The organism is Luteimonas gilva (assembly GCF_005239095.1).
GTDB classification, from domain to species: Bacteria; Pseudomonadota; Gammaproteobacteria; order Xanthomonadales; family Xanthomonadaceae; genus Luteimonas_C; species Luteimonas_C gilva.
This window is the reverse complement of record NZ_SZUA01000003.1, coordinates 327,603-351,606: the sequence shown is the minus strand read 5'-3', so window position 1 is coordinate 351,606 and position 24,004 is coordinate 327,603. Positions and strand designations below refer to the sequence as shown.

The window sequence follows — 24,004 nt, the reverse complement described above, 5'->3', positions numbered from 1 at the left end:
GGGACCTGTGGGAGGAGCTTCAGCTCCGACGCTTTTTGCAAAGCCTCACGCCAGAAGCGTCGGGGCTGAAGCCCCTCCCACAAGATCAAAAGCGGTCTTTGGCCGCATATCAAGGAGGAATTGAATGCGTATGAGACATCTGTTGCTGGGGCTGGCCATAGCCGGCGTCGCCACCATCGCGTCGGCCGCGGGAGGAAAACTGCCGCCCCCGGGCTGGGTTTACACCTATTTCGAAAACGGCCAGGTCGTCGGCCGCGCCGTGCACAATCCATGCACCGGCGAAATCAGCGTCACCGGTACCGTGACCGGCCACTACACCGGAGAGCAGACGGTCAGTTGCTGACCTTGTTTCCGTAGACAAAGAAGCCCGGTAAGCGAAGCGCACCCGGGGTCCGCGTCGTATCGGATCGAAAAGCCCCGGGTGCGCTGCGCTTACCTGGGCTACGGCATCAACTCAGCTGCCGCGCGAAGCGCTCCATCCACAGGAACATCGCCAGCGCCGCCACCGATCCGGGCGTCGGCGTCGCGGCGACCGAGTCCAGCAGCGCCAAAACCGCCTTGCGATCGACGATGCCCAGATCGGCCAAGGCGCAATCGCGCAGCTGCGCAGCGATGGCGCCGGCATGGCGCGCGATCAGCGCGGGAAGCACGTGCGCGAAGGTTTCTTTCACGTAGCCGCGCGGAAAAACGCCCTCGCCCAGATGCGCGTGCAAGTAGCGGCGCATCAGTTCGCGCTCCTGCCGATGTTCGCGCGGCAGGCGATGGCAGAAGGCGACCAGACCCGGATCGGCGAGCGGGTTCACCGGCCACAGTCCGTGCCGCAACGCGTACGGCGCGCGACAAGCCTGCGCCAGCAATGACGTGGCCGGCACCGGGCTTGCGGGCGCGTCGAAACCGGACAAGCCGCGCGCGGCGCTCGAAGCGCGCGGCGTCAGCAACCGCTCGGCGTACGCCTCGGCGCCGTCTCCGCGTTCCGGCGTCGTTTGCGTGATTTCATCGGCATAGGCGGGAAACAATTCGTCGCCGCCGATGCCGGTGAACAGCGCGTCGCCTCCGCGGGATCGCGCCGAAATCCACGAAGCGGCGCAGGCTTCCAAATAGTATTCCCAGTAAAAGCCGGCGATCTGTCCGGGCTGCGGCCGCAAATCCAAACTGGGCGGATATTCGGCGATTTCGACGGTCGCATCGTCGAGCCCGAGCCGGCCGACGATGCTCTTCCGTCGCGCGATTTGCGCGTCGCGGGTATCGCCATCCAACAAAATTCCGACGCTCGCGATGCGCCCGTGAAGCGCGGCGAGCGCGGCGGCGACGGTCGCCGAATCCATGCCTCCGCTCAGCTCGGCCGAGATTCGCGCGCTCGCGAACGGCCGCGCGGACGCGACGCGATGCAGGCGCCGCTCGAATTCGGCCAAGGCGTCGCGATCCGCCGGCAGCGGCGCAGCTTCGGGCGCTTCGGACGGCGAGGGATAGCGATAACTCGCCTTGCCCGGTTCCACGTAAAGCGAAGCGCGCTCGGTCAGCTGCATCGTGCCGACGCACAACTGCCGCGCCGAATAGGCGCTGCGCAGCGCCAAGCGGCGGCTGGCGATCTCCATGTCGATCGCCGAAGGCTCGCCGGCGAAATCCGCTATATCCCAAGACACCACCACGCGATCCTCGCCGGCGCGGCAATAGACCGGCGCGGCACCGAGCGCGCCGGCGCGCAGCTTGAGCCGATGGCCCGCTTGCGCGGCTTCGACCATCGCGTAGTCGAGGGGCCAGAGCATGCACTCGCGATAGAGCCGGCCGAATTCTTCGGCATCGACGTCCCGGCTCTCCGCCCCGATCGGCACGATCGCGGCCGAGCGTTCCCTGACGATGGCGAACCATTGCCCCCGCGTGCGCACCAGCAGCGTTTCCAGGGCCGGATGCGGATAGGGACGGATATGGCTTCCGCCGAAGAAGATCGCGCCGTCCCGCCATTCGACGGAATGCGCGAGATCGGACAAGACGATATCGGCTTTAAGCATGGGCTTCCCTTCCCAACGAAGAAGCCGCCTCGACAAGGAGGCGGCTTCTCGGTACTAGACCCTTTCGACCAACGGTCCGTCAGCCCAACAGAGGATCGCCGCCGTGACGCGAACCGTAGCTGCCGATATCTCCGGGCGCATCGATTTTCGGCGCGCGCAGACCCACGGCGTTCTGGTTTTGCAACGGGGCTTCCGCCTTGATCCAGGCGAGGGTCGTGTCATCGTGCTCTTCGCATACAGCAAAATTCGCATGTTTCATGAGAGCGCTCCTTCGATGGTTTTCGCCGCGACCTTGCGGCGTTTCGAGCCTAGCAAAGACGGTGGCGCGAAAACGGCCTTGGATCACGGTTTCCCCGCACATCGGACGCCGATCGGGCAACAGTGAGTTTTGCGCGCGAATAATTCCGGCGTTAAAAAGCCGCCTTCTGCGGGAAGGCGGCTTCGCTGGCTTGGAACTTCCGGCGACCTTAGACGGGATCCCCGCCGCCGCCGCGCCAACCGTAGCTGCCGATGTCGCCGGGCGCGTCGAACTTGGGCGCACGCTGGCCCACGGCGTTCTGTTTCTTCAGCGGCGCTTCCGCCTTGATCCAGGCGGGCGTTGGCTCATCGTGCTCTTCGCATACATCAAAAGGCGTATGTTTCATGAGAGCGCTTCCTTCGATAGGTCATGCCGCAACCTTGCGGCGGATCGAGCCTAGCACCGCCGGTCGCCGCGATTTGTGAGGTATAGCGGGTTTTAACCCGTCTATAACGTCGCAGGATCGTTCGTTCAACGGCCGCGAGGCCGAGAAGTTTTTGACGCTCCTCTCCGGGGCGGGCGCAAGCATGCACGATCGTGCAATCACCGGACATCATCGGACAATTCCAAAGTCGATCCCGACGCCTAAACTGAGATCGATCCGGGCCGGGCATCTGCTGCGGCAGCTCCGCAACTGCGATCCACAAGCCCCACGCCCTCCGCCCTTGTCTTCAATATCGATAAGGATGAAAAATATGATCCAGCATCCGCAAACCACCGACGGCAACGTAGCTACGGGCTATAACGTCGCCGCGATAACGAAACGCAAACTCGGCCCTCATCTCGCCGTTTCGGCGGTGGGGCTCGGCTGCATGGGCATGAGCCACGCTTATGGCGGCCAGGACGAACGCGATGCGATCCGCACCCTGCATCGGGCCGTGGAGCTCGGCGTCGACTTCTTCGATACGGCCGAAGTCTACGGTCCGTTCGAAAATGAAATCCTGGTCGGCAAAGCCCTGAAGCCGTACCGGGACAAGGTGGCCATCGCCACCAAATTCGGCTTCCGCATCGATACCAGCAAACATGGAGCGAACGCCATCGCCGGCGTCGACGGGCGGCCGGAGCACGTTCGCGAAGTGGCCGAGGCGTCGCTGAAGCGGCTGGGCGTCGAAGCGATCGATCTTTTCTATCAGCATCGGCCGGATCCGCAGGTGCCGATCGAAGATACGGTCGGCGCGATGGCGGATCTGGTGAACGCGGGCAAGGTGCGCGCGCTCGGGCTTTCCGAAGTGGGCGCCGAAACGCTGCGGCGGGCGCACGCCGTGCACCCGATGTCCGCATTGCAGAGCGAATATTCGCTTTGGACGCGCGATCCGGAAGGCGACATCCTCGACGCCTGCCGCGAACTCGGCATCGGCTTCGTGCCGTTCAGCCCGCTCGGCCGCGGCTTCCTCACCGGCAAGATCCACAAGGCGGAGGAACTCGGCGACGACGACTTCCGGCGCACGCTGCCGCGCTTCAGCCCCGAGAACATGGCCGCCAACGCTTCGCTGGTGAAACTGCTCGAAGACATGGCGGCCGCAAAAGGCATCACCGCTGCGCAGCTCGCGCTCGCTTGGGTACTCAATCAAGGCGACTTCATCGTGCCGATTCCCGGCGCGCGCAAGATCGCGCATCTGGAGCAGAACGTCGCCGCCGCGCGGATCGCGCTTGCGCCCGAAGAACTTCGGACGTTGGGCGAGATGCTGGCGCCGGAAAAATTCGCCGGCAACCGCTACGGCGATACGGGCGCGTGGGTGGGCAAGCGGTGAATTGAAAGCCGTTCCGGTAGCATTGTCCTTCGAGCCCGAGGGAAGGAATCCGCTTGCCGTCTTTCACCGATCCCCAAGCGGTCGCTCGCTACGCCGATGGCCCGCCCAAGCAGGTTCCGGGATTTCACGCGCTGCAAAAGATGGCGGCGCTGCTGCTCGCCGAACGCGTTCCCCGCGACGGCTGCGTTCTGGTGCTCGGCGCCGGCGGCGGTTTGGAGTTGAAAGTCTTCGCCGAGGCGCAGGCCGACTGGCGTTTCGTGGGCGTCGATCCTTCGGCCGAGATGCTGAACTTGGCGCAGGCCACGCTGGGTCCGCTCGCGTCGCGCGTCGAATTCCACGAAGGCTATATCGACACCGCGCCGGCGGGCCCTTTCGATGGCGCCGCTTGTTTGTTGACCTTGCATTTCCTCTCCGCAGAAGAGCGCCTGCGCACGCTGAAGGAAACGGCGCAACGCCTGAAACCCGGCGCGCCGCTCGTCGTCGCCCACCACAGTTTTCCTCAAAGCGAAGACGAAAAAGCGCGCTGGCTGGATCGCTATGCGGCTTTCGCAGCGGCTTCGGGCATTGCCGCGGCGGATGCTCGAAACGCGATCGCGGCGATAAGCAGCCGCCTGCCCTTGCTATCGCCCGAGCAGGATGCGGCGCTGCTGCACGCGGCGGGCTTTCAAGACGTCGAATTGTTTTACGCCGGGTTTACGTTCAAAGGCTGGGTCGCGTACAAGCCGCCGCAGCCATGACTACAGAACGCCGATTTCCTTGAGCCAGTTTTCGACCAGCGAAGGCCAGGCCGCGACCACCGGGTGCTCGCTTTTCCTCAAAGCGAAGGCATGGCCGCCTTTGGCGAAAAGATGCACCTCCGCCGGCACGCCCGCGGCGTCCAGCGCGCGCGCATAGACGGTGCTGTTGCAAATCTCGTCGACGGGGTCGTCCCAGGCTTGCAACAAGAACGTCGGCGGCGTCTTTTTCGTCACCCGGATGCCGGGGTCGAGCGTGGCGCCGGCGCGGCACAAGTGGCCGGGATAGAACGCGATGGCGAAGTCGGGCCGGCTGCTGATCTTGTCGACGGCATCGATCGGCCGGTAGGCCGGCTTGAAGATGTTGCTGGTCTGCGCGACCAGGTAGCCGCCGGCCGAGAAGCCCATCGCGCCGATCTTGTTCGGGTCGATATTCCATTCGCGCGCTTTGCTGCGCACCAACCTGATCGTCCGCTGCGCGTCCTGCAGCGCGCGCGGGATTTTGGGAGTGACCGCGCATCGGCAATCCCGATCCCAGTAATGATTGCTCTTGGGCACGCGATATTTAGACAGGATGCACGTCATCCCTTTGGACGCGATCCATCGGCAGATTTCCGTTCCCTGCTTGGTGACCACCACCGCTTTGAATCCGCCGCCGGGAAACACCACGATCGCGACGCCGGTGTTCCTGCCCTTCGGCGGGAACACGGTGAGGGTCGGAGCGGTGACGTCCCAAGCCGCCTCCGAAGTGCGCCCTTCGAGCGCATCCGGCGTGTCGGCGATTTCGATCCTTTCCGGCACCCGCGGAACGTCCTGCATATCCGGCGCGCCGTCGGGCCAGAGCGGAATCTGCTTCAAGCCCGGCGGCGGCTGCCAGGTGCGGGATTCCCAACGATGGTCTTCGTCGCGATCTTTCGCCGGAGCTTCGGTCTGCGCCGGCTTCGTTGCGGCGATGGCGCACGCCGGGTTCGGCAATCCCAAGACGCACGCAAGCAGGAATCCGATTCGGCGCACTGTCGATCCCTTCCCGTCCATCGTCGCTCGCCATTCGGAACCGCTTCACGCGCCTTTGTTCTTGGCGTCCCAGAGCATCGGTTCCCAAAGTTCCACCTTGTTGCCGTCCGGATCCATGATCCATGCGAACTTGCCGTTCTCGTGCGACTCCGGACCGCCGACGATCGTCACCTCGGCCGCGCGCAGCTGCGCGAGCAATCCGTCGAGGTCGTCGACACGGTAGTTGATCATGAAGGACGATTCGCTGGGGCTGAACCACTGGCTGTCTTTGTCGGCGAGCGCCCACACCGTGAGGCCGCCGTCTTCGGCCTTGTCGTCGGGCCAGCGCAGGATGGAACCGCCGAAGTCTTCCAAGGCCATGCCCAGGTGCTTCTGGTACCAAGCCCCCAGCGCGGCGCTGTCGCCCTTGCACTTCAAGAACACGCCGCCGATGCCCGTCACCTTCGCCATATCGCCACCGTCCGTTCGCCCGCTTTCGCCGATTCTGCCTCATAACTAGGGTCGGTCGCGATGCGGAGCTTCGCTCGGTTATGAAGGATCAGCGCGTCGCGACCGGAAAAAGCCGCGGGAAGGCACGTAGCCCGGGTAAGGCCGTAGGCCGCACCCGGGGCGCATCGAATGGATCGAAGTCCCGGGTGCGCTTCGCTTACCCGGGCTACGATTATGAGTTTTCTTCGCCCATGCCGCCCACCGCCTTCCGCTCGCCGGTGCGCTGGTTCACTTTCACCCGCCACGGATAATGTCCGCCTTCGCCGCCGGCCCCGCGTTGCTGCAGGTGGTTGGTGACGGCCTTGCGCCAGGCGGGTCCCGAGTTGGGCGTGCTCATGTGCGGCGTCTTGGAATGATGGAAGGCGACATCGCCCCGCTGCATCGGGCAGACCACCGTGCGCGTCTCGTCCACTTCGCAGGTCAGCAGATCGCTCTGCACGCCTTCGACGAGCTTATGCGGCAGGATGCCGAGCCGATGCCCGCCGTCGATGAAATGCATGCAGCCGTTGACGACGTCCACTGCCTGCAACGGGATCCAGCCGGTGATGCCGCGATCTTCCAAATTGCGACCCCAATAGCCTTCGTCCTGATGCCATTCGGTCGCCGCGCCGTGACCGGGCGGCTTGCCCAGGAACTGGTCGTACCAAAACGCCATATCGAGCGCCATCAGCTGCGAGGAGAACCGCGCGAGCCATTTCCGGTAAGGCTGATCGGCGATGTCCGCCCAGACCTTGCTGGGCGACGATTGCACGATGCGGAAACTGCGGTTCTCGCGCGATTCGTCGCTGCTCCACGCCCAGTCGTTGGCGAGCTCGTGCTTCTGCGCGATCAAAACGTCGCAGTGCTCCTCCAGCTCGTCCAGGTCCGCCTGCGGAATCGCCTGCTTGACCACCAGATAGCCGTGCTCGCGGAAGAAATCTATCTGCTCGGAATCGGCATCGGGATACATGGCGGCGGCGAGGTGAGCGCAGCGTTCAGTACATGCCTCGGAACGGAGCGGATCAATGGGGCGCCGTTATATTGAGCCCATAGGAAAAGTACCGGTTCGGACTCGGCCTCAGGCACGCGGCGAGGGCAGCATCGGATCGAAGAGCTCCCGGGCGCGCTTCGCTTACCCGGGCTACTTCCTTGGCCTCGCCGCGCTTACCGGGGGCCAATCCTGGGTCGTGTCCGGTTGCACCGGACGTTCGACATGCGTGGTGAGAACTATGTAGGAGCGCGTCGCGATGATGCCCGGCGCGTCGTAAAGGCGCGCGAGCAGACCTTCGAGCGCGGACGAATTCTCGGTCCTCACCTTAAGCATCAAGGACGTGTCGCCGGCGACGCTATGCACTTCCTCCACTTCAGGGAGCGCGGCGACGGCCAGCAGCTCGGGCGTCATGCACCATCCGCGGACGTCCACATGGACGAAGGCCACCAACGGTTTGCCGACCGCCATGGGATCGATCAACGCCGCCGTCTGCCGGATGACGCCGTCGCGCTTCATCCGCTTCACCCGCTCGTGCACGGCCGGCGCCGAGAGACCGATCTGTTCTCCCATCTCCGCATAGCTGACGTTCGCGTCGCGGACCAGCACCCCTAATATTTTTCGGTCGAATGCGTCGAGGTCCCGGACCTGAGAGCCGTTCTGCCGAACCGTATTCGTATTTTTCGTCATATCGAAAACATCGCTTGAAACGGAATGCTATTCGGCGAATATAGGTTCATGCCGAATATTAATCAACAGATCAGCGAATCAAACCGCCTGCCCGCGGCCGCCTATCTGCTGACCGGCTGCGTGGCGATAGTGGGTTCGAATTCCCTCGTCCTCGGGCCCATCGCGCCGGAAGTCGCGCACGCGTTCGGATCGACCACCTCGACCGTGATGGCGGCGACCGCGGCGTTCGGCTTGGCGACTGCGACGAGCGCGCTGCTGTTCGCGCGCCACATCGATCGCCTGGGCGCTTGGCGCGTGTTGCGGGCGTCGATGGCGGTGCTCGCCCTGGCGCTCTTGTCGAGCGCTGCGGCCACCGGCGTCGTCATGCTGTCCGCAGCGCAAGCCGTCGCGGGATTGGCGACCGGCGTCGCCTTGCCCGCCATTTACTCGAACGCCGCCGCCATCGCACCGCCGGGACGCGAAAGCCGGACCATCGGCGCCGTGCTCACCGGCTGGACGCTCAGCCTGGTCGCGGGCGTCTCGCTCTCGGCCGTGCTCGCGCAATACGTGCAGTGGCGCGCGGTCTATGCGGCCGTCGCCGTTTTGGCCGCCGTCGCGTTCGCGATCCTGTCGTATTCCAAGCATCCTCGCGCCGTCGCGGCGGAATCGGCGCCGATGCCGACCGAGGCCTTGAAGATACCGGGCGTGACCCCGCTCCTCATCGTGTGCGGAGCGTTCATGTCGGCGTTCTACGGCATCTACGGTTTTCTGGGCGACCATCTGCACAACGGCCTCGGCCGGCCGCTCAGCGCGAATGGTTTCGCGGCGCTCGCTTACGGCTTGGGATTCGGCTTGGCCGCGTTCTTGGACAAGTTCGTCGATCGCGTGGGCCCCCGGAGGACCATGCCGATCGCTTTGTGCGCGGTCGGCGCGATCTATCTCTGCATGGCGCTGACGGGCGCCGGCTTCGTCGGCCTATTGGCCACGGTATTCGTGTGGGGCCTGGTGAATCACATCGCGTTCAACGCGCTGATCGTGCGCTTGACGGCCATCGACCCCGCACGGCGAGGGACCATCATGGGCCTCAACAGCGCGGTCACTTACCTCGCCGTTTTCGCGGGCACCACGGGGTTCGGCGCAGTCTATACATCGTTCGGCTTCATCGCTTCCGCGATCCTCGCGGCGGGCCTGACTTTCGTTTCCGCCATGGTCGGCGCGTTCGCGCGCAAGGGACAACTATGAAATCTTCCGAAACGGCTTCGCCGCACGAACGCCCGAAGACGGGTGCCGTCGACTACGACTCGGAACTCCAATTGCACGACAAGGCGTTCCGCCGCGCGTGCGGCGTCCACGCCCGCGAACGCGTGTTGGACATCGGATGCGGTAGCGGGCAGACCACCCGCGATGCGGCGCGGGCCGCATCGGCCGGCAGCGCGGTGGGCATCGATATCTCGGCGCCTGCGATCGCCCGCGCACGCGAGCTCGCCGCGGCGCAGGACGTGCGCAACGTGCGCTTCGAGCAAGGCGACGCGCAAGCGCACCCGTTGCCGCGACAGGGTTTCGATGTCGCGATCAGCCGCTTCGGCACGATGTTCTTCGCCGACCTCCTCGCCGCGTTCCGCAACATCCGCGGCGCGCTCGCCGACAACGGGCGTCTGGTCATGATGGTTTGGCAAGCCCGCGAGGCGAACGAGTGGTCGACGGCGATCCATGGGCACTGCGCACAATCCTCGGCGGCGTTCTCGCTCGCGGATCCTTCCACCGTGGAGCGCATCCTCGATGCCGCCGGTTTCGCGGATGCGACGTTCCAGGACGTGCGCGAACCCGTGTACTACGGCGACAGCGTCGAAGCCGCCCTGGATTGGATCGGGCAATTCCAGGCGACGCGGGAAGCATTGCGTTCGCTGGACGCCGCGTCCGCCGAGCGCGAGCGGGCCAGGATTCGAGAAATCGTCGAGCGACATCGCCGCGATGGCGGCGTGTGGTTCGATTCGAGGGCGTGGATCGTCCGCGCCCATTGCCGGAGGACGCCATGAACGGTTCGGTTCTTTTCATCCACGGCGGCGGCACGGGCGCTTACGCCGCGGACCGCGCGCTCGCCGATTCCCTGCAACGCGCGCTCGGCGCCGGTTGGGAGGTGGATTCCCCGCCGATGCCGGACGAGGAGAATTGCCCTTATCCGGAATGGCGGGCCGTGATCGACGCGCGGATCGCTTCGATGAAAGGCCCGGTGATGCTGGTCGGGCATTCGGTAGGCGGCTCGGTATTGCTGAAATATTTGTGCGAGCGGCGATCAACGCCGCGCATCGCCGGATTGTTCGCAGTCGCCTCGCCGTACTGGGGAACGGGCGGCTGGAACTGGGACGAACTGGCCTTGCCTGCCGACGCCGCCAAGCGGCTGACCGGCGACTGGCCGCTCGTCCTCTATTACAGCCGCGACGACGAGGTGGTGCCCTTTTCGCACCTGGCGCTTTACACGGCCAAGCTGCCGCGCGCCGCGGTTCGCGAATATGAAGGACGCGACCACCAGTTCGGCGAGGATCTGACGGACGTCGCCGCGGACATTCTGCGCACCGCAACACGCAAGGCGTAACGCGTGCCGTTCACCCGAGCCGCATCGACAACTCGACATCTTCGGCGAACGGCGTGGACAGGTAACCGTTCGCGGGCGAGCGCACGTGCGCGAAGTAATCGGGGCTGTAGTCGGCGTTGTCGGCGACGATGAGCGCACCCGACCTGAGGCGGCTTTCCACCAAGCCCAGGATCTCGGGATACAGCGCCTTGGCGCCGTCGAGCAGCAGCAGGTCGATCGTCTCGGGCAGGTCGGCGCTCAGCGTCCGCAGCGCGTCGCCTTCGCGGATCTCCACCAAGTCGATAAGACCGCCGGCCGTCAGATTGTCCCGGGCACGCGCCACCTTGGACGGCTCGAATTCGGTAGTGATCAAGCGGCCGCCGCCGTTGTCGCGCAGGGCCGCGGCCAAATGTAGAGTGGAGATGCCGAACGAAGTTCCGAATTCGACGATCGCGCGCGCGCGGCAAGCGCGCGCCAGCATGTAGAGCAACGTTCCCGTTTCCCGGGAGACGGGAAGCGCGAGATCCTTCATGCGCCCGTAGTAGTCGAGGTATTCGGTCTTGCTCCGCATCAGGCGTTCCCGCTCCTCGCGAGAGAGCGCGGCCACGGCGGGGCTGGCCGCCGGCGACGCCGCGTCGGCCTCTTCGAACAAACGGTCCAGCAAGGCGGCCATTGGGGCAGCAGTCAAAGTAGTCATGTCGGTTTCCGGTATGAAAATGCGCGAATCTTTGCGCGGGGTTAGAATGCGACTAATTCGTCATATTCGCTATTCGCATTCCGCGGGCCACCATGACCAAGCGCCAAAAGCACAAAATTTCCCTGCGAAAACAGCCCATACAGGCTCGCTCCAACCAGCTGATCGCCGCCATCTTGGAAGCGGCAGTTCAGGTTTTGGAGAAGGAAGGCGCGCAGCGTTTCACCACGGCGCGGGTGGCGGAGAAGGCCGGCGTCAGCGTGGGCTCGCTGTACCAGTACTTCCCGAACAAGGCGGCGATCCTGTTCCGGCTGCAAAGCGACGAATGGCGGCAGACGTCCGAGCTGTTGAACGGCATTCTCGAGAAAGCCGAGAAACCTCCGCTCGAACGATTGCGCATCCTGGTCCACGCCTTCATCCGTTCGGAATGCGATGAAGCCAAGATGCGCATCGCGCTCAGCGACGCGGCGCCGCTCTATCGCGATGCGCCCGAAGCGCAGGAAATCAGGGTGTCGGGAAACCGCGCTTTCCAGGCCTTCATGCAGGAGGCGCTGCCCGCCGCCTCGGAAACGGCCCGCGCCCTGGCCGGCGACCTGATCACGACGACGCTCAGCGCGGTCGGGAAGAGTTTTTCGGAAAGCCCGCGGACTGCTGCGGAAATCGCCGCGTACGCCGACGCCATGTCCGATATGTTCTGCGCCTACCTCAAGGATCCGAGCGCGGCAGGCTCGGCGAAACCCAGGCTTCGGACGCGTCGGCGATGACGACGTAATAGGTCAAATCCATTCCTCAAGCTTGCGTAGATGGGCGAAGCCCAACTTACGACCCGGACGGGGCGTTGCCGGTAAACACCGCCAATTGCGCCGCGAAGGCGCGCTGGTACGCCGGCCGGGCTTCGGCGCGGGCGACGTAGGCGGAGAGGTTCGGGTAGTCGTTCAAAATCCCCGAGCTCTTGAGCCTTTGCAGCACGGACACCATCAGCAGATCGCCGGCGCTGAACGCGCCATCGAGCCAGTCGGCATCGCCCAGACGGCCGGAAAGCGCGGCCAGGCGCTTGCGCAAGCGATCCTCGATCATGGGCCGCCGCTGTTCGTACCAGGATTCGTTCCGCTCGAACAAGAGGGCGGTGGTGAATTCGACGAGCGGCGGCTCGATCGTACTCAACGCGGCGAACATCCACATGATGGCGCGCGCCCGTGCGTTCGCATCTTCCGGCAGCAAGCCGCCGCGGTGCTCGGCGATATGCAGGATGATCGCGCCCGATTCGAACAAGACCAGATCGTCTTCTTCGTACGTCGGGATCTGCCCGAAAGGCTGCAGCGCCAAATGCGCGGGCTGTTTCATCCCCTCGAACGAAAGCAGGCGCACGTCGTAAGGCTGCCCCACTTCTTCCAGCGCCCAACGGATGCGCGTGTCGCGGGCCAATCCCCTGCCGCGGTCCGGCGAAGTTTGGAAAGCGGTGATGGTGGCGGTCATGGCGGGCTCCTGGTGATGGGGCGGATTCGTCGTGCGTCGCGGGCTTTGCTGCCCTGTTATGGGATCGACGAACGGAGGGGCCGAAAATCGACAGCCCCCGCCGATTTTTTCGCGGCGAGACCTGCAGCGGGATGCGAGGCCGATCCAGCATAACGAAGGCCACGGCGAGGTTCACGACCCGCCGACGACGCCGTCTCTACGCTCGGCTTTCAACCCATTGCGAGATTCCTCATGAAGGCGATCGTCCAGCTCGAGTTCGACGGCCGTTGCCGCGAGGCGTTCGAGTTCTACGCCCGGGCGTTGGGAGGCGAGATCAAAGTGATGAACGCCCTCGGCGAAACGAAGGACGTGCCGCTTCCGCCGGGTTCTCGCCCGGCCGGCGCGGAATCGATCCGGTTCGCCCAACTCGCCATCGGCGACACGCTCATCCAAGGCAACGATCTGCCGCCGGGCGAGTACCGTCCCAAACAAGGCTTCAATGTCGCCCTGCACGTGCGCGACAAGGCCGAAGCGCACCGCGTATTCGGCGCACTCGCCGACGGCGGCCGCGTCGAAACGCCATTGAGCGAAGTGGCCTGGTCGTCCGCGTTCGGAATGCTGAAGGATCGGTTCGGCACGCCTTGGCTGATTCTTTCGATGGATGAGTGACCCACGAATGCCGTAGCCCGGGTAAGGCCGAAGGCCGCACCCGGGTGCGTTTCGATGGCTGCTTGATCATTTTTCACAAAGAATCAATTGGGTAATCCAAATTCGCCCAGGCGATGGCCTTCGGTCCTCTCCACCCGCGTTGTGACGATTACAGGGGCAACGCAAAAAACGGAGAGTCGCCATGAGGATGATCTTATGCGTCGTTGCAGCGCTTGGACTGGGCATCGGATCGACGGACGCGCAGGCCTGCAGCGATCGGCCCGGCACGCCGAACGAACCCCAAGTCGAGGTGAAGGGCAAAGGTGAGGTGTATTTCAGCTGGCGCGCGACTCATGGGCGCAGCGAGCCGGAGCTGATCATGTTCTACGATATCAATGTCTGGGAGCAGGCCACCGGGCGCCCGACACGCGTGATGACGGGGGTGCCTCCTTTCGGTGCGATGGAGGGCCCGGACTTCGGCGACGCCGTCGCGGTCATCGGATTCCCTCGTTATGGAGAACGGGCAGGCATGTATTTCAACGACCTGCCGCTGGACGTTCCGCAATGCTTTTCCGTGCGCGCACGCACGCAGCAAGGGAGCGAAGGATGCGTGTCGGCGCTTGCGTCCGCGCCCGTATGCGCAACGCCGAAACGGTATCGCAGCTTGGGCAAGCGGCGGTAATGCGAGAGGCGTAAGGAGCGGGCGTCGCGCAGGATCGCAGAGACCGGGTGCGCTTCGCTTACCCGGGCTACGCGGGTTACCCGAGCTCTTCGGCGAGCCCGATAAGAATTCCTTCAGGACTCCGGATGTAGCAGAGCCGGTACGCGTTTTCGTACTGCGTCACTTCGCCGACGAGCTTCGCGCCGCGTTCGACGAGCCGGGCCACCGTATCGTCGATGTCCTCCACCGCGAACATGACGCGCAAGTAGCCGAGCGCGTTCACTGGCGCGTTGCGATGGTCGGCGACCACGGGCGGAGCGAGGAAGCGCGAGAGCTCGAGCCGGCTGTGGCCGTCCGGCGTGCGCATCATCGCGATCTCGACGCGCATGTCGCGCAAGCCCGTGACGCCCTCCGCCCAGGCGCCTTCGATCGGCGCGCGTCCTTCGAACTCCAGGCCCAGTTCGGTGAAGAACTCGATGGCGGCATCGAGGTCTTCCACCACGATGCCGACGTTGTCCATGCGCTTGACCGTCACGATGTCTCCCGTCTGAGTTGAGCCGGACGTTACTGTAGCCCGGGTAAGGCCGCAGGCCGCACCGGAACCTGCATCGCATCGTATCGAAGCCTCGGCGCGATTGTCCGCCGTGTCTTCTCTTTTGCGTCTTACTGGTCCCGTTCGCCATCCTCAAAAGAGCCTACGCCCATGTCGAAGCCGCAACCTGCCGCACTCTACATCGCCATCGCGTTTTCCCTAGGTCTCGCAGCTTGCGGCAAAGGCAGCAAGGATCCCGCTGAGCCGCCTCCGCCTACCCTTAAGGCGGCTCCGCCGTCCACGACCGCCGATGCGCCCGAAGCGTCGTTCGCGGATGAGGCGGACACCCGGCAAGCTACCGACGCGAAAGCCGCAGCCTTCAACTTGGCCGATGGCCCGGATGTGTGCTTTCGCGCCATCGCCAAGCATTTCGGCGCCGACACGAAGGTCTCGGAAATCACTTCCTTTTTCAGCGTGGGCAAAGAGATCGACGCCGGCGATACCCAGCCCGCCGGCGAGATGACCACGTGCACCGTCGATTACCAGGATCCCCAAGATTCGCGGAAGCTTCTAAGATCGAGGTTGGACCTCGAAAGCGGCGAATTCAGCGCGCCGAGCCCGGTCGAAATTACGGTGGCGGGCGGCAATGCCGCGGATTTCAAGCTGGAAGACTATGTCATCCCGCTATCGAAGGTCGATGCCGCGGCGTTGACTTCGGTGATGGAAGCCCAAAAAAGCAAACTGAGCGGCGTTTACAGCCGCTACGTCTGGTCCGGGGTTCGCCTGTCCGCTCCTGGTCCCTTCAGCAATACCCATACCCTACGGCTCGACTTGGATGGCCGTCTGGCCTCGAACGACATCAAGGAAGGCGGCTACGCGTCGGTATCGATCGACGGCAAGAAGATCACGGCAAACCACCTGATGCCCTGAGCCGTTTTAATCGCGGTCCGATCCGACGAATCGCGATCAGGATTGAGGCACCCCGGGTGCGCTTCGTTCACCCGGGCTTCGCGACACGCTAAGGCGCTCGCTTCGACCGCGCCGACAGCCGTTGGGCCTTGTCGTACAGCGCCTTCGCCTTTTTCCGATCGCCTTGGGCCGCATACGCTTCGGCCAGGCTGTCCCAGGTGTTGGCCGAATCCGGGAAGAGCACGGTATTCAATTCGAATACGCGCAGCGCGGGGACGACGCCCAGGTTTTCGCGGATGGCATAACCGGTGTTGTTGACGGTGCGTTCCAGCTCGGTGGCGTCGAGCCCGCTGCGCGCACGAATCGACTCGGCCTGGGCTTGCGCATCGCTTCCGGCGCTCTGCTGCAACGCGTAACCCATCAAGGTTTCCGACACGGCTTGCACCGGGAAACGGTCCGGCGCGGTCGCCGCCATCGCGCTGTCCAGCAATGTGCGCGTCCAGACGCCTCTCGCGCTGCCGTTGGTGAGGTACGCGAAGAGGTAGACATCGCCTTCCAACGAATTCTTGAACAGGATGCGTATACGGTCGCGCGCGCCGCCGTCGTGGCCGACCTGCCGGTACGCGCCGCTTTCGCCGTATTCCCAGCCGGAGGCGAACCAGCCGCGCTGCCCGTTGCGCAGCGTGCGCGGCTGCCATGCGCGGTTCAGCGTGGCCTTGCCCACCAGTTCGCCGGAAGCGACGGCCTGCAGGAAGCGCGCTAGATCGTCCAAGGTGATGAAGAGTTCGGCGTGGCCGTAGGCGTATTCAGGCCAGGGAATGTCCTGGTCTTTTTCCAGACGGCCGTTCTTGCCCAGGTAAGGCACCGCCAAGCTTTGCTTGGACAACGCCGCCGGGCCCAGCCAGGTATGGCGCAAGCCGAGCTTGCGGATGATGCGTTCCTCGGCCACCTTCGGATAGGGCTTGCCGTAGTGCGCCGCCAGCAGCGCGGCGAGCACCAGATAATTGGTCTGCGTGTAGCGCGTTTCGGCGCCCGGCGCGAACTGCATCGGCGCTTCGGCCAGCGATGCGAACACGGTTTGCAGATCGGCGGAAAACTTCGCATCCGACGTGATCTCGCCCTGCCGCGTGTCGAAATACTCCGGCACGCCGGAAGCGTGTTCCAGGAAATCGCGCACGGAGATGGCGCGCCAACGCGCCGGCAAGCCGGGAAGATAAGCGCTGGCGGGCTTGTCCAGATCCACCTCGCCCTGTTCGACCAGTTGCAGGATCAAGGTGCTGACGAACAGTTTGCTCAGCGAGTAGCCGTGGAAGACATCGTCGGCCTTTAGAAGCCGGTGGGTTTCCACATCGGCCTCGCCGTCGACGCCGCGAAAAATCACCTCTCCGTTGTGCGCCACCAGCAGCGCCTGGCCCGCGATGCCGTAGCGCTGCCGGTTGACTTCCAACTGCTTGGTCAGCGACCGGGACAAGGCTTCGTCGGCGAATGCGGCGCCGGGCAGCAGCAGACCGAACGCGAGCAGCATCGATAGCGAACGCTTGAGGATCATCCCTGTCTCCGGGCTATCGAGCGATGGGGCGGACAATGTCTCCGGCTTCGCCGGAATCTGACGCTCAATGATAGGCCGCGGAGGTGGGAATGCATCCCAACTGACGGCCTACGTCATGCCGCTTTTGGGCGAACACAGTCCAGGCGCGCGGGCTTCACCGGCTTGCTCGCCGGCCCCGTTTTCTTGCTTTTATCAAGAAGTCGCCGCGGACATCATGTTCTTGATCATCGCGGCGTAGTTGTACACCAGTGCGAGAATCACCAAGGCCACGCCCATCGTTTTCTTGACATAGCCCAGCACCGAGGCTGCGGCGTGATGGACACGGCAATCCATGGCCTCATCCCATGCCGTCTTTCCGTCTTCGCTCAATCGCACTTTGCTCATGATGAGCGTGATCAAGCTCACGAACGGCACGCCGAACCCGAACCCTTTGATCCAGATCGTCGCCTCGCGACGGAAAGACCTGGCGAGAGAAAGGCGACGGCCATCCGCTTCGCGAACTCGGATATCGAAGATCCATTTGCCCGGCGTGCCGGTCCACGCGCCGAAACAGGCGATGACGGGAACCGTCACCCCTATCGTGAATACATTGGCCAGCACCGTACCTAGGAAACCTTTCTCCATTAGATTGAAGAATCGCAGAACCGGTTCCGGCGCCACGATGCCGCCGATGAATCCGATCGCGACGATGCTGATCAGGCCGAAGAACTGGATATCGATCATGCGCGCGCAATAGCGTTGCCACGGATGCACGGCTAGCGGCGCGACGGCCTCGGCGGGCGTCGGCAGAATTTCGACGGACATGGTTCCCCCTGAACCGTAATGCCGGACGCATCATATCGCAGCCACACCGGGCATCGCGCTCGACCACGCACGCCCGGGCAGGAATACACGCTTTTGCGCCTGGACGCGGTAAGGTTGGCGCGAAATCCCAACATCATCACTCACATGGAAAAGGCGGCCTTATGCCGATTCATCCAGTCCGCATTCCGACGCCGCTTTGGGCCAGGCCCACGGATGCCTCTCTTTATGATGGAGTGCGCCTGTCGGACTATCACTTGATCCAGTCGCATCGAGACCGGTTACTCGATGCCGTGCATGACGAGCTGGACGCCTACCTCAACTCCGATGCGATCTTCGGCGCCGGAGATTTTCCGAACCGCGAGCGCCTGACGGGCGAGTACTACATCGCCGACGAATCCTATGCCCAACATACCGGGCCCCTTTGGATCCAAATTGGCATCAAGTGCCACTGTCTCGAATATCCAATAAACGCTGGCCAAATCGACCTGGACTATCTCGGCTTGGAGGTTTGGCTTCGTTTCGAGCCGGCAAGCGGCGCCTTTTCGATTTTTCGCAACACCGACTCTTCTAGTATCTAGGCCGAACAAGCGGCGGGTTGCGATGGTCGATCTATCCCACCGGGCTACAGATCGTAGGAAAGCAGGTCGTATCCTGTTGCGGCCCGCACCACGCGCTGGTGGACGAAAGAACCGCTGCCGCCGTTGGTCAGCACCACGATGCCGCGTCGGCGTTGCGCATCGCCGACGGCGAAGTTCTTGAAGATGCCGCCGTTGCTGCCGGAGTGGTAGAACACCGGGCCGTCGCGCGTCTGTTCCATGTTCCAGCCCAGGCCTTTTTCGGTCCAACGGCCGGGTATTTTTATCTGCGGCGTCAGCATCGCCTTGCGTGTGGTCTCGGCGATTTCCCAGGGCGCGCGGCGCTTGCGCGCCATCATCAGGGTCAGGAACGCGGCGTAGTCCTGCACCGTGGTGCGCAGGCTTGCGGCCGCATTGGCGAGGATGTCGCCCGGCCATGTCACCAGCCCGGCCGGTGCGAGCGCCACGACTTCGGGCAGCGCGCGTTCGGCATCTTCGTATTTCCATGCGGACAGCGGCTTGCCCCAGCGATCGGCGATTTGCTGGGCGACGGTCCATTGTTCGCGGAACATTTGCCGCGGCAGGCCGGTGCCCGGCTGGTCGTGCGCGCGGTGGCCATACACGGATCGCGCGGCCAGGTCCGCATTCCAGGCATAGCTGCTGTCCTTCATGCCGGCGGGGCCGAACAGATGCGTCCGCGCGGCATCGTCCAGGCTCTGGCCGGTGATCGTTTCCACCGCCAGCTGCAACCAGAAGAACGCTTCGCCGGAATAGTCGATGCGGGTGCCGGGCTCGACCATCGGCACGAGTTTTTCCGTCGCCGGCGCACTGCGCCAATTCGGCAGCCCGGTGGAATGCCGCAACACATCGCGCGGTGTGATCAGCGCGATCCAGGGATGATCGGCCAGGTATTCGGGGCGCCGGTATCGGACCAGCGGGCGGTCCAGATCGATCAGGCCTTGATCTGCCAACTGCATGACGAGATAAGCGAACACCGGTTTGCTCAGCGACGCGTCCTCGAACACCGTCCGCGCATCGACGGGCGCGCCGGTGATCGCGTTGGTTACGCCGAAGCCCCGGCTCCAAGCCACCGCCCCGTCCTCGACCACGGCGATGCCGACGCCGGGGACGGCGAAGGCCTGCATGATCCGCGGCAACTCGGCGAGGAATTCGGCGTCGGGTATCCACGCTCCTTTGCGCGAAGCCGCGCTCGCACGGCGCACAGGCAGTAGGCCAAGCACGCCGAGGGCAGCGGTACCGGCCATGAAACGGCGGCGGTCTGACAACGAGCGGATGGGCATGTCTTTATTGGATACGCTGAGGCCGGTCTCATCAAGTCTGATGGCCGCGCTCACTTTCGCAGCGATGTCGCCACGGCATCCATCATCGGGTCTTCGCCCTTCAACCAGGCGTCGATCGTCCATGGCGCGGGCATATCCGGTTCAAGCGTCGGAACCGAGACGGGCAAACGGGGCATCGCGCCCAGGGACATCAATGCGCCGGACGCGACAGGCCGGCCCGGTTGGGCGATCGCTTCCATGCAATCGTCGTATTTCCTGCAGCCGTCGGCATAGTCCATCCTCGCCACTGCGGCCAAGAAATAGCGGCCGGAGCGGGGGAGACGGATCGGCAGTCCGTCGGAGAAGAACATCATGCGATCGCCCACCGGCTCACCGACGATGGTCACGCGTTCCTTACCGGCCTGTTTCAGATAAGCGATGCTCGCGATGGCGGCGGAGAACGTCTGACGGCTGGTGAGCACGAAGAAACGTCCCGGCGCGCGCGCGGGCCATCGCCTCATGAAGTCGCGGATGAGCAAGAAATTGCCGCCACCGTTGAAGCGCATGTCCAGCACCACATGCTTGCGGCCTAGGGTTTGCCGCTGGGTCTCCGCTTCCTCCAGAAAGTCGGCGAGCTTCCGGTCGCCATCGTCGAAGGTCCTGCGGAGCTGAACGATCACGCCGTCGACCTCCGGCGCATCGCGGTAACGGAACGGTTTTTCGGGTTGTTGGAACGCCCAAGCGCCGTGCTCGACGCGCGGCAGGCCGCGCCAAGCGCCGGCGCCCGGCGACGAGGAAGACCGTACCGGGAAAACGCGCACGATTTGTTGGCCGTCGGCGGCCAGGAACGTATAACCGACCTTGTCCGCCTGCCGAGTCAGGCCCACGGCATGGAGCTGGTCCGGGCTCGAAAGCACCTGCGCCGCCCTCTCATCCCGATGGGCCGCGGTACCGCCGGCGAACGTGCGCAACGTCGGCACGATGCTCTCGATCGGCTTGCCTTCGATGGCGACGAGACGCGCGCCGAGCAGATCCGCATTGCCTTCCTCCACGCCCACGACGTTGAAGTCGCGATCGAAGGGAAAGAAGGCGATCGGTACGCCGTTGAAATCCTGTATTTCGAAATCCGGTGTGCGCGGTCGGCACCAGAGGCGGCGATCGATGGGCATCTCGGCGACGCTTCGGCAAATATCCCGTCCCGCTCCGTTGGGCAGGCATTGCGTATGACCATTGTCCGCCAAGGCGGCGATGCGGCAAAGTTCGACGGCGAAAGCCGTGGGATCCGTCGCCTGTCTTTCCAGTTCCGCGAGCCGCCGTTCGGCCTGTTTCCGCGCTTCCGGCCCGAATGCGCGATCGACCGCCAGGAATTCATCGCGAAAAACCGCGATGTCTTCGCGCTGCCATGGGAGGCCGGAGCCGTTGCGCGGCTGCGCCTCTTCGGCCCGAGGCGAAGAGGCGCATCCCGAGACCGCGAGGGCCAGAACCATGCCCAAGAAGAACGCCGGGCCGGCGGATGGCCGCGAAAATGAGAACGTTGTAGACATCGCCAAGATTGTAATGCCGACGCCGCGAGGCGGATGCGTGCGGCTTTAGGCTGAGGTGAAACCCGCACCGGAGTCCGGGGGTTTCAGCGCGTAGGCTGGGTTGGCTTCAGCAACCCAGCATCGCGATCGACCCGTACAGACCGAATTCCAATCCTCCGGACAGTCCACGCAGGGCGGAACCGCCGCAGGCGATTCCGCCGCCCATGGCGGGATGCTCGGATTGCGAGATAGACGGCGGAATCCGCTGCGCGGGTTCCGCCCTACGCGTGCTACAAGCTGCGCTGGTTACGGGCGCCATCTCATGTCGAGAGACGCTAACGTGCGCTAATAGGGCTGAACTATGCAGACGCCATCCACGGTGATGTCAAATCATCTGCTCGCATACCAAACGGACCAGCACAATAGTTGGGGTTGGCTGCGCCCACCCGGTTTTTCCGTTGCGCCCCGGATTCGCCGCTTCTGGGTCTGCGAACCCGACCCAGCCTACGGACCTCTCATGCAGCGCCTGGGAAGGTCTATCCGGTCCCGCCGGAAAGCGGCCGGCTACAGTCAGGAAAGTTTCGCCGATAAGATCGGCATGCACCGCGCCTATTACAGCGCCATCGAACGTGGCGAGAAGAATCTGCAGATCGATACGCTGCAGCGCGTCTGCGATGGTTTGAAGGTGCGGATGAGCGACGTCTTGAAAGACGCCGAGGAATGAACGCAGGCATCGCTGAAGATCCATAGGACGGGTTTCAAGCCGCCGGATGCATCATACCGCGCATCTATGCTGCCCACGCAGATAGCTGGCCGCGCCACTAATACGTATCTAACCCCGTTATTCACGCGAAACGTAGCCCGGGTAAGGCCGCAGGCCGCACCCGGAACGCCACTTCAATCGCTCGTGTCGCCCCAATCTCGCGGAAGAAGGCCGCCCCTGACGTAGCGATGAAAGGTCGACCAAGGCCAATCCGCCGCGCGCCGCCCGTCCATGCTTGACCGGATTGAAGTGCACATAGAACGCGTAGGGCGGGCTTCAGCCCGCCGCCTCCCGCGCGCACCGATCCGCCTCCACACCGCACTCGCCGCCCCAATCGGCCGTCAAATCGCCTCTCGCCACATATCGATGCACGGACGAATGCGGCCAATCCACCGCACGCGCCGCCCAGCGATGCTTCACCGGATTGAAGTGAACATAATCGATATGCCGGCGCAGATCCTCGTCGTCTTGGATCAGATGTTCCCAGTATCGCCTCTGCCAGACGCCCCGTTCGCGCCTGGCCCGTCGGATCGTCGAGACGTATTCGTCCCGTGGAAGGCGGCGTACGAATCCGGCCTTGATGCGTTGCCATCTGCCGGCGTTGTCGGCGTCGCCTTCGGGCAATCGCCATACGCAATGCAAATGATCCGGCAGAACCACGATGGCCAGCAATTCGAATGGTTGCGCGCCACGCGCATCGATGAACGCGGCGCGTAACGCGTCGATCCGTTCGACCAATAGCCGGCGCCTGCGTTCGAGCAGGTTCACGGTGAAGAAATAGGTGCCGCCCGGCACCCAAACGCGACGATAACGAGGCATGCCGCAGGTTGGCGTACGGCACGGGATCCCGGCATCGGAGAACACCGCGCAGCGCATGGGATTTCGCCACCCCGACCGGTAAACGGCGGGCTAAAGCCCGCCCTACATTCCCCGCTCATGCGTAGGGCGGGCTTTAGCCCGCCGTAATGCGAGGCGCGGGATTGATCCGGGGTGAGGAAGGTTTGCCCGGGCTACGCGGGCTGAAGCCCGCCCTACAGTCCCCGCTCATGCGTAGGGCGGGCTTTAGCCCGCCGCAATGCGAGACGCGGGGGTTGATCGGGTGCGAAAGATTTGTGCGGGCTACGCTGGCTGGTGCCATTTCGCCTTGGTCCTTCGCGACGAGAACTCCATATGGACCATTATCATGTCCCCATCTGGACGCGGAAAAGATGTGGAATGCGCAACAGGTGAAACATCCGCGTATTTTTTGACCAATGCCGAAGGCGACTCATCTTCTGAGAAGACGGCGTTGTATGCGAACTTTGCTATTAATCGATTCGCGCGCTTTACCGTCTCGAGATTAGTCAACGTTCCATGTAACAGACCTTGCTCTCTGAATTCTGTTGAATGCTGCTTAGTACCCAATAGAATTAATCTTGGCGTCAGAGGAAACAGAAATTCCATAGGAGCGCCTGGGATCATCTCATATGGCTTTATTTCGTTTTCATTCTTGTACGGTATGAACCACATAACCGGATTGTCGCTTGTGACAAAAGATATGCGCGTACGATTATGAATTATTCGAAATCCAAGCGTCGGCAATACTCGTTCAACCATGCCATCCAATGTGAGTGCAATGGCCTCAAGCGAGGACTCAGGATCGATTGAAATTTCAACTCTGTCCAAGATGTCCTTGGAGTCCGGAGGCGCGTCCGGCAATTTCCCCATTCGCTGAAGTAGTCGCGCGATGTGGCCTACAGAGTCCGCCCGCATAATTTCATAAGCATCCCTGACAGCAGGGACCCTAGCGCGTTGAAGGCATGCGAACTGCAACAGATCATGAGTCACCTCATCACTAACGTCACCGCTCTTTAGCCGATTAATTATTTCCGGCCAACCGCTCTCAATGTCGCTAAAAATCTGCTCGAAGGAGTCGGTATCACGAACCTCATCACTACGCGTGAACGCATAGTAATATTGCTCGAGCGCCACATCTGAAGGAGAGGTGCGGAAAGGAGTTGAAGGCGCATCTTTGCGAAAGACTGTCAACCGGCCGTCACCATCCGTGAACGCACGAAGATACGCTTCCGGCACATAGTGATGCCGTTTTGCAGTCACAGCTATCTGCT

29 protein-coding genes are annotated in these 24,004 nt (G+C 63.5%); 13 read left to right on the top strand and 16 right to left on the bottom strand.

Going from position 1 to position 24,004, the window contains the following annotated elements; translation table 11 throughout:
* The first annotated feature begins 7 nt into the window (after positions 1-7).
* Entirely contained in the window at positions 8-124 is a 117-nt protein-coding gene (locus FCE95_RS17495) for a DUF6053 domain-containing protein (protein WP_223266924.1), read from the top strand.
* Positions 125-343 carry a hypothetical protein gene (locus FCE95_RS15340; protein ID WP_137267913.1) on the top strand — a complete coding sequence of 73 codons (219 nt, stop codon included), beginning with the start codon at positions 125-127 and terminating at the stop codon, positions 341-343.
* Between the two features lie 106 nt (positions 344-449).
* Here the strand turns inward: FCE95_RS15340 and FCE95_RS15335 are convergent, their stop codons facing one another.
* The 3 genes from FCE95_RS15335 to FCE95_RS17190 form a co-directional block, all read right to left on the bottom strand.
* Complete coding sequence (locus FCE95_RS15335; RefSeq protein ID WP_137267912.1) at positions 450-2,009, bottom strand: asparagine synthase-related protein; 1,560 nt, start codon at positions 2,007-2,009, stop codon at positions 450-452.
* A 79-nt stretch (positions 2,010-2,088) separates the two neighbouring features.
* On the bottom strand, positions 2,089-2,268 hold the full coding sequence (locus FCE95_RS15330) for a hypothetical protein (RefSeq protein ID WP_137267911.1): 180 nt from the start codon (positions 2,266-2,268) through the stop codon (positions 2,089-2,091).
* 208 nt (positions 2,269-2,476) lie between these two features.
* Complete coding sequence (locus tag FCE95_RS17190; RefSeq protein WP_189644797.1) at positions 2,477-2,653, bottom strand: hypothetical protein; 177 nt, start codon at positions 2,651-2,653, stop codon at positions 2,477-2,479.
* Positions 2,654-3,002: 349 nt separating this feature from the next.
* Here FCE95_RS17190 and FCE95_RS15325 point away from each other — a divergent pair, with 349 nt between their 5' ends.
* On the top strand, positions 3,003-4,058 hold the full coding sequence (locus tag FCE95_RS15325) for an aldo/keto reductase (protein ID WP_223266923.1): 1,056 nt from the start codon (positions 3,003-3,005) through the stop codon (positions 4,056-4,058).
* Positions 4,059-4,111: 53 nt separating this feature from the next.
* Complete coding sequence (locus tag FCE95_RS15320; protein WP_137267910.1) at positions 4,112-4,795, top strand: class I SAM-dependent methyltransferase; 684 nt, start codon at positions 4,112-4,114, stop codon at positions 4,793-4,795.
* Here FCE95_RS15320 and FCE95_RS15315 read toward each other — a convergent pair whose 3' ends face one another.
* From FCE95_RS15315 to FCE95_RS15300, 4 genes are all read right to left on the bottom strand, one after another.
* Complete coding sequence (locus FCE95_RS15315; RefSeq protein ID WP_223266922.1) at positions 4,796-5,806, bottom strand: alpha/beta hydrolase; 1,011 nt, start codon at positions 5,804-5,806, stop codon at positions 4,796-4,798.
* Positions 5,807-5,851: 45 nt separating this feature from the next.
* On the bottom strand, positions 5,852-6,256 hold the full coding sequence (locus tag FCE95_RS15310) for a VOC family protein (RefSeq protein WP_137267909.1): 405 nt from the start codon (positions 6,254-6,256) through the stop codon (positions 5,852-5,854).
* 211 nt (positions 6,257-6,467) lie between these two features.
* Complete coding sequence (locus tag FCE95_RS15305) at positions 6,468-7,244, bottom strand: phytanoyl-CoA dioxygenase family protein (RefSeq protein ID WP_137267908.1); 777 nt, start codon at positions 7,242-7,244, stop codon at positions 6,468-6,470.
* A 171-nt stretch (positions 7,245-7,415) separates the two neighbouring features.
* A complete protein-coding gene (locus FCE95_RS15300; protein WP_137267907.1) occupies positions 7,416-7,952 on the bottom strand; it encodes an Lrp/AsnC family transcriptional regulator in 537 nt (178 codons plus the stop codon).
* Between the two features lie 48 nt (positions 7,953-8,000).
* Between FCE95_RS15300 and FCE95_RS15295 the strand changes: the two genes are divergently transcribed.
* The 3 genes from FCE95_RS15295 to FCE95_RS15285 are packed head-to-tail and all read left to right on the top strand — an operon-like array spanning position 8,001 to position 10,524.
* Positions 8,001-9,173, top strand: a complete 1,173-nt coding sequence (locus tag FCE95_RS15295; protein ID WP_137267906.1) for an MFS transporter — start codon at positions 8,001-8,003, stop codon at positions 9,171-9,173.
* Positions 9,170-9,967: a class I SAM-dependent methyltransferase gene (locus FCE95_RS15290; protein WP_137267905.1), complete on the top strand. Its 798-nt coding sequence runs from the start codon at positions 9,170-9,172 to the stop codon at positions 9,965-9,967. The genes FCE95_RS15295 and FCE95_RS15290 overlap by 4 nt, the downstream gene beginning before the upstream one ends.
* Positions 9,964-10,524 (top strand): alpha/beta fold hydrolase, encoded by a 561-nt coding sequence (locus tag FCE95_RS15285; protein WP_137267904.1) that lies wholly within the window; start codon positions 9,964-9,966, stop codon positions 10,522-10,524. The genes FCE95_RS15290 and FCE95_RS15285 overlap by 4 nt, the downstream gene beginning before the upstream one ends.
* A gap of 10 nt (positions 10,525-10,534) precedes the next feature.
* On the opposite strand, the gene FCE95_RS15280 is transcribed toward FCE95_RS15285, so the two are convergent.
* Entirely contained in the window at positions 10,535-11,200 is a 666-nt protein-coding gene (locus tag FCE95_RS15280; RefSeq protein WP_137267903.1) for an O-methyltransferase, read from the bottom strand.
* 92 nt (positions 11,201-11,292) lie between these two features.
* Between FCE95_RS15280 and FCE95_RS15275 the strand changes: the two genes are divergently transcribed.
* Complete coding sequence (locus FCE95_RS15275) at positions 11,293-11,961, top strand: TetR/AcrR family transcriptional regulator (protein ID WP_137267902.1); 669 nt, start codon at positions 11,293-11,295, stop codon at positions 11,959-11,961.
* A gap of 55 nt (positions 11,962-12,016) precedes the next feature.
* Here FCE95_RS15275 and FCE95_RS15270 read toward each other — a convergent pair whose 3' ends face one another.
* On the bottom strand, positions 12,017-12,673 hold the full coding sequence (locus tag FCE95_RS15270) for a glutathione S-transferase family protein (RefSeq protein WP_137267901.1): 657 nt from the start codon (positions 12,671-12,673) through the stop codon (positions 12,017-12,019).
* A 231-nt stretch (positions 12,674-12,904) separates the two neighbouring features.
* On the opposite strand from FCE95_RS15270, the gene FCE95_RS15265 reads away from it, so the two are divergent.
* Together FCE95_RS15265 and FCE95_RS15260 are read left to right on the top strand one after the other, a co-directional pair.
* Positions 12,905-13,321 (top strand): VOC family protein, encoded by a 417-nt coding sequence (locus FCE95_RS15265; protein WP_137267900.1) that lies wholly within the window; start codon positions 12,905-12,907, stop codon positions 13,319-13,321.
* A 181-nt stretch (positions 13,322-13,502) separates the two neighbouring features.
* Positions 13,503-13,982 (top strand): hypothetical protein, encoded by a 480-nt coding sequence (locus tag FCE95_RS15260; RefSeq protein ID WP_137267899.1) that lies wholly within the window; start codon positions 13,503-13,505, stop codon positions 13,980-13,982.
* Between the two features lie 76 nt (positions 13,983-14,058).
* Here the strand turns inward: FCE95_RS15260 and FCE95_RS15255 are convergent, their stop codons facing one another.
* Positions 14,059-14,496, bottom strand: coding sequence for a VOC family protein (locus FCE95_RS15255; protein WP_137267898.1), 438 nt, complete (start codon positions 14,494-14,496; stop codon positions 14,059-14,061).
* Positions 14,497-14,664: 168 nt separating this feature from the next.
* On the opposite strand from FCE95_RS15255, the gene FCE95_RS15250 reads away from it, so the two are divergent.
* Positions 14,665-15,423, top strand: a complete 759-nt coding sequence (locus FCE95_RS15250; RefSeq protein WP_137267897.1) for a hypothetical protein — start codon at positions 14,665-14,667, stop codon at positions 15,421-15,423.
* A gap of 88 nt (positions 15,424-15,511) precedes the next feature.
* On the opposite strand, the gene FCE95_RS15245 is transcribed toward FCE95_RS15250, so the two are convergent.
* Together FCE95_RS15245 and FCE95_RS15240 are read right to left on the bottom strand one after the other, a co-directional pair.
* Positions 15,512-16,951: a serine hydrolase domain-containing protein gene (locus FCE95_RS15245; protein ID WP_223266921.1), complete on the bottom strand. Its 1,440-nt coding sequence runs from the start codon at positions 16,949-16,951 to the stop codon at positions 15,512-15,514.
* Between the two features lie 192 nt (positions 16,952-17,143).
* Complete coding sequence (locus FCE95_RS15240; RefSeq protein WP_137267896.1) at positions 17,144-17,755, bottom strand: RDD family protein; 612 nt, start codon at positions 17,753-17,755, stop codon at positions 17,144-17,146.
* A gap of 161 nt (positions 17,756-17,916) precedes the next feature.
* On the opposite strand from FCE95_RS15240, the gene FCE95_RS15235 reads away from it, so the two are divergent.
* A complete protein-coding gene (locus FCE95_RS15235) occupies positions 17,917-18,333 on the top strand; it encodes a hypothetical protein (protein WP_137267895.1) in 417 nt (138 codons plus the stop codon).
* Between the two features lie 44 nt (positions 18,334-18,377).
* On the opposite strand, the gene FCE95_RS15230 is transcribed toward FCE95_RS15235, so the two are convergent.
* Positions 18,378-19,631 (bottom strand): serine hydrolase domain-containing protein, encoded by a 1,254-nt coding sequence (locus tag FCE95_RS15230; RefSeq protein WP_223266920.1) that lies wholly within the window; start codon positions 19,629-19,631, stop codon positions 18,378-18,380.
* A gap of 50 nt (positions 19,632-19,681) precedes the next feature.
* Positions 19,682-21,103, bottom strand: a complete 1,422-nt coding sequence (locus tag FCE95_RS15225; RefSeq protein ID WP_137267894.1) for a S41 family peptidase — start codon at positions 21,101-21,103, stop codon at positions 19,682-19,684.
* A gap of 547 nt (positions 21,104-21,650) precedes the next feature.
* On the opposite strand from FCE95_RS15225, the gene FCE95_RS15220 reads away from it, so the two are divergent.
* A complete protein-coding gene (locus tag FCE95_RS15220; RefSeq protein WP_137267893.1) occupies positions 21,651-21,857 on the top strand; it encodes a helix-turn-helix domain-containing protein in 207 nt (68 codons plus the stop codon).
* Between the two features lie 315 nt (positions 21,858-22,172).
* On the opposite strand, the gene FCE95_RS15210 is transcribed toward FCE95_RS15220, so the two are convergent.
* Positions 22,173-22,772: an REP-associated tyrosine transposase gene (locus tag FCE95_RS15210; protein ID WP_223266919.1), complete on the bottom strand. Its 600-nt coding sequence runs from the start codon at positions 22,770-22,772 to the stop codon at positions 22,173-22,175.
* 243 nt (positions 22,773-23,015) lie between these two features.
* Positions 23,016-23,993, bottom strand: coding sequence for a DUF4238 domain-containing protein (locus tag FCE95_RS15205; protein WP_189644796.1), 978 nt, complete (start codon positions 23,991-23,993; stop codon positions 23,016-23,018).
* Positions 23,994-24,004 lie beyond the last annotated feature (11 nt).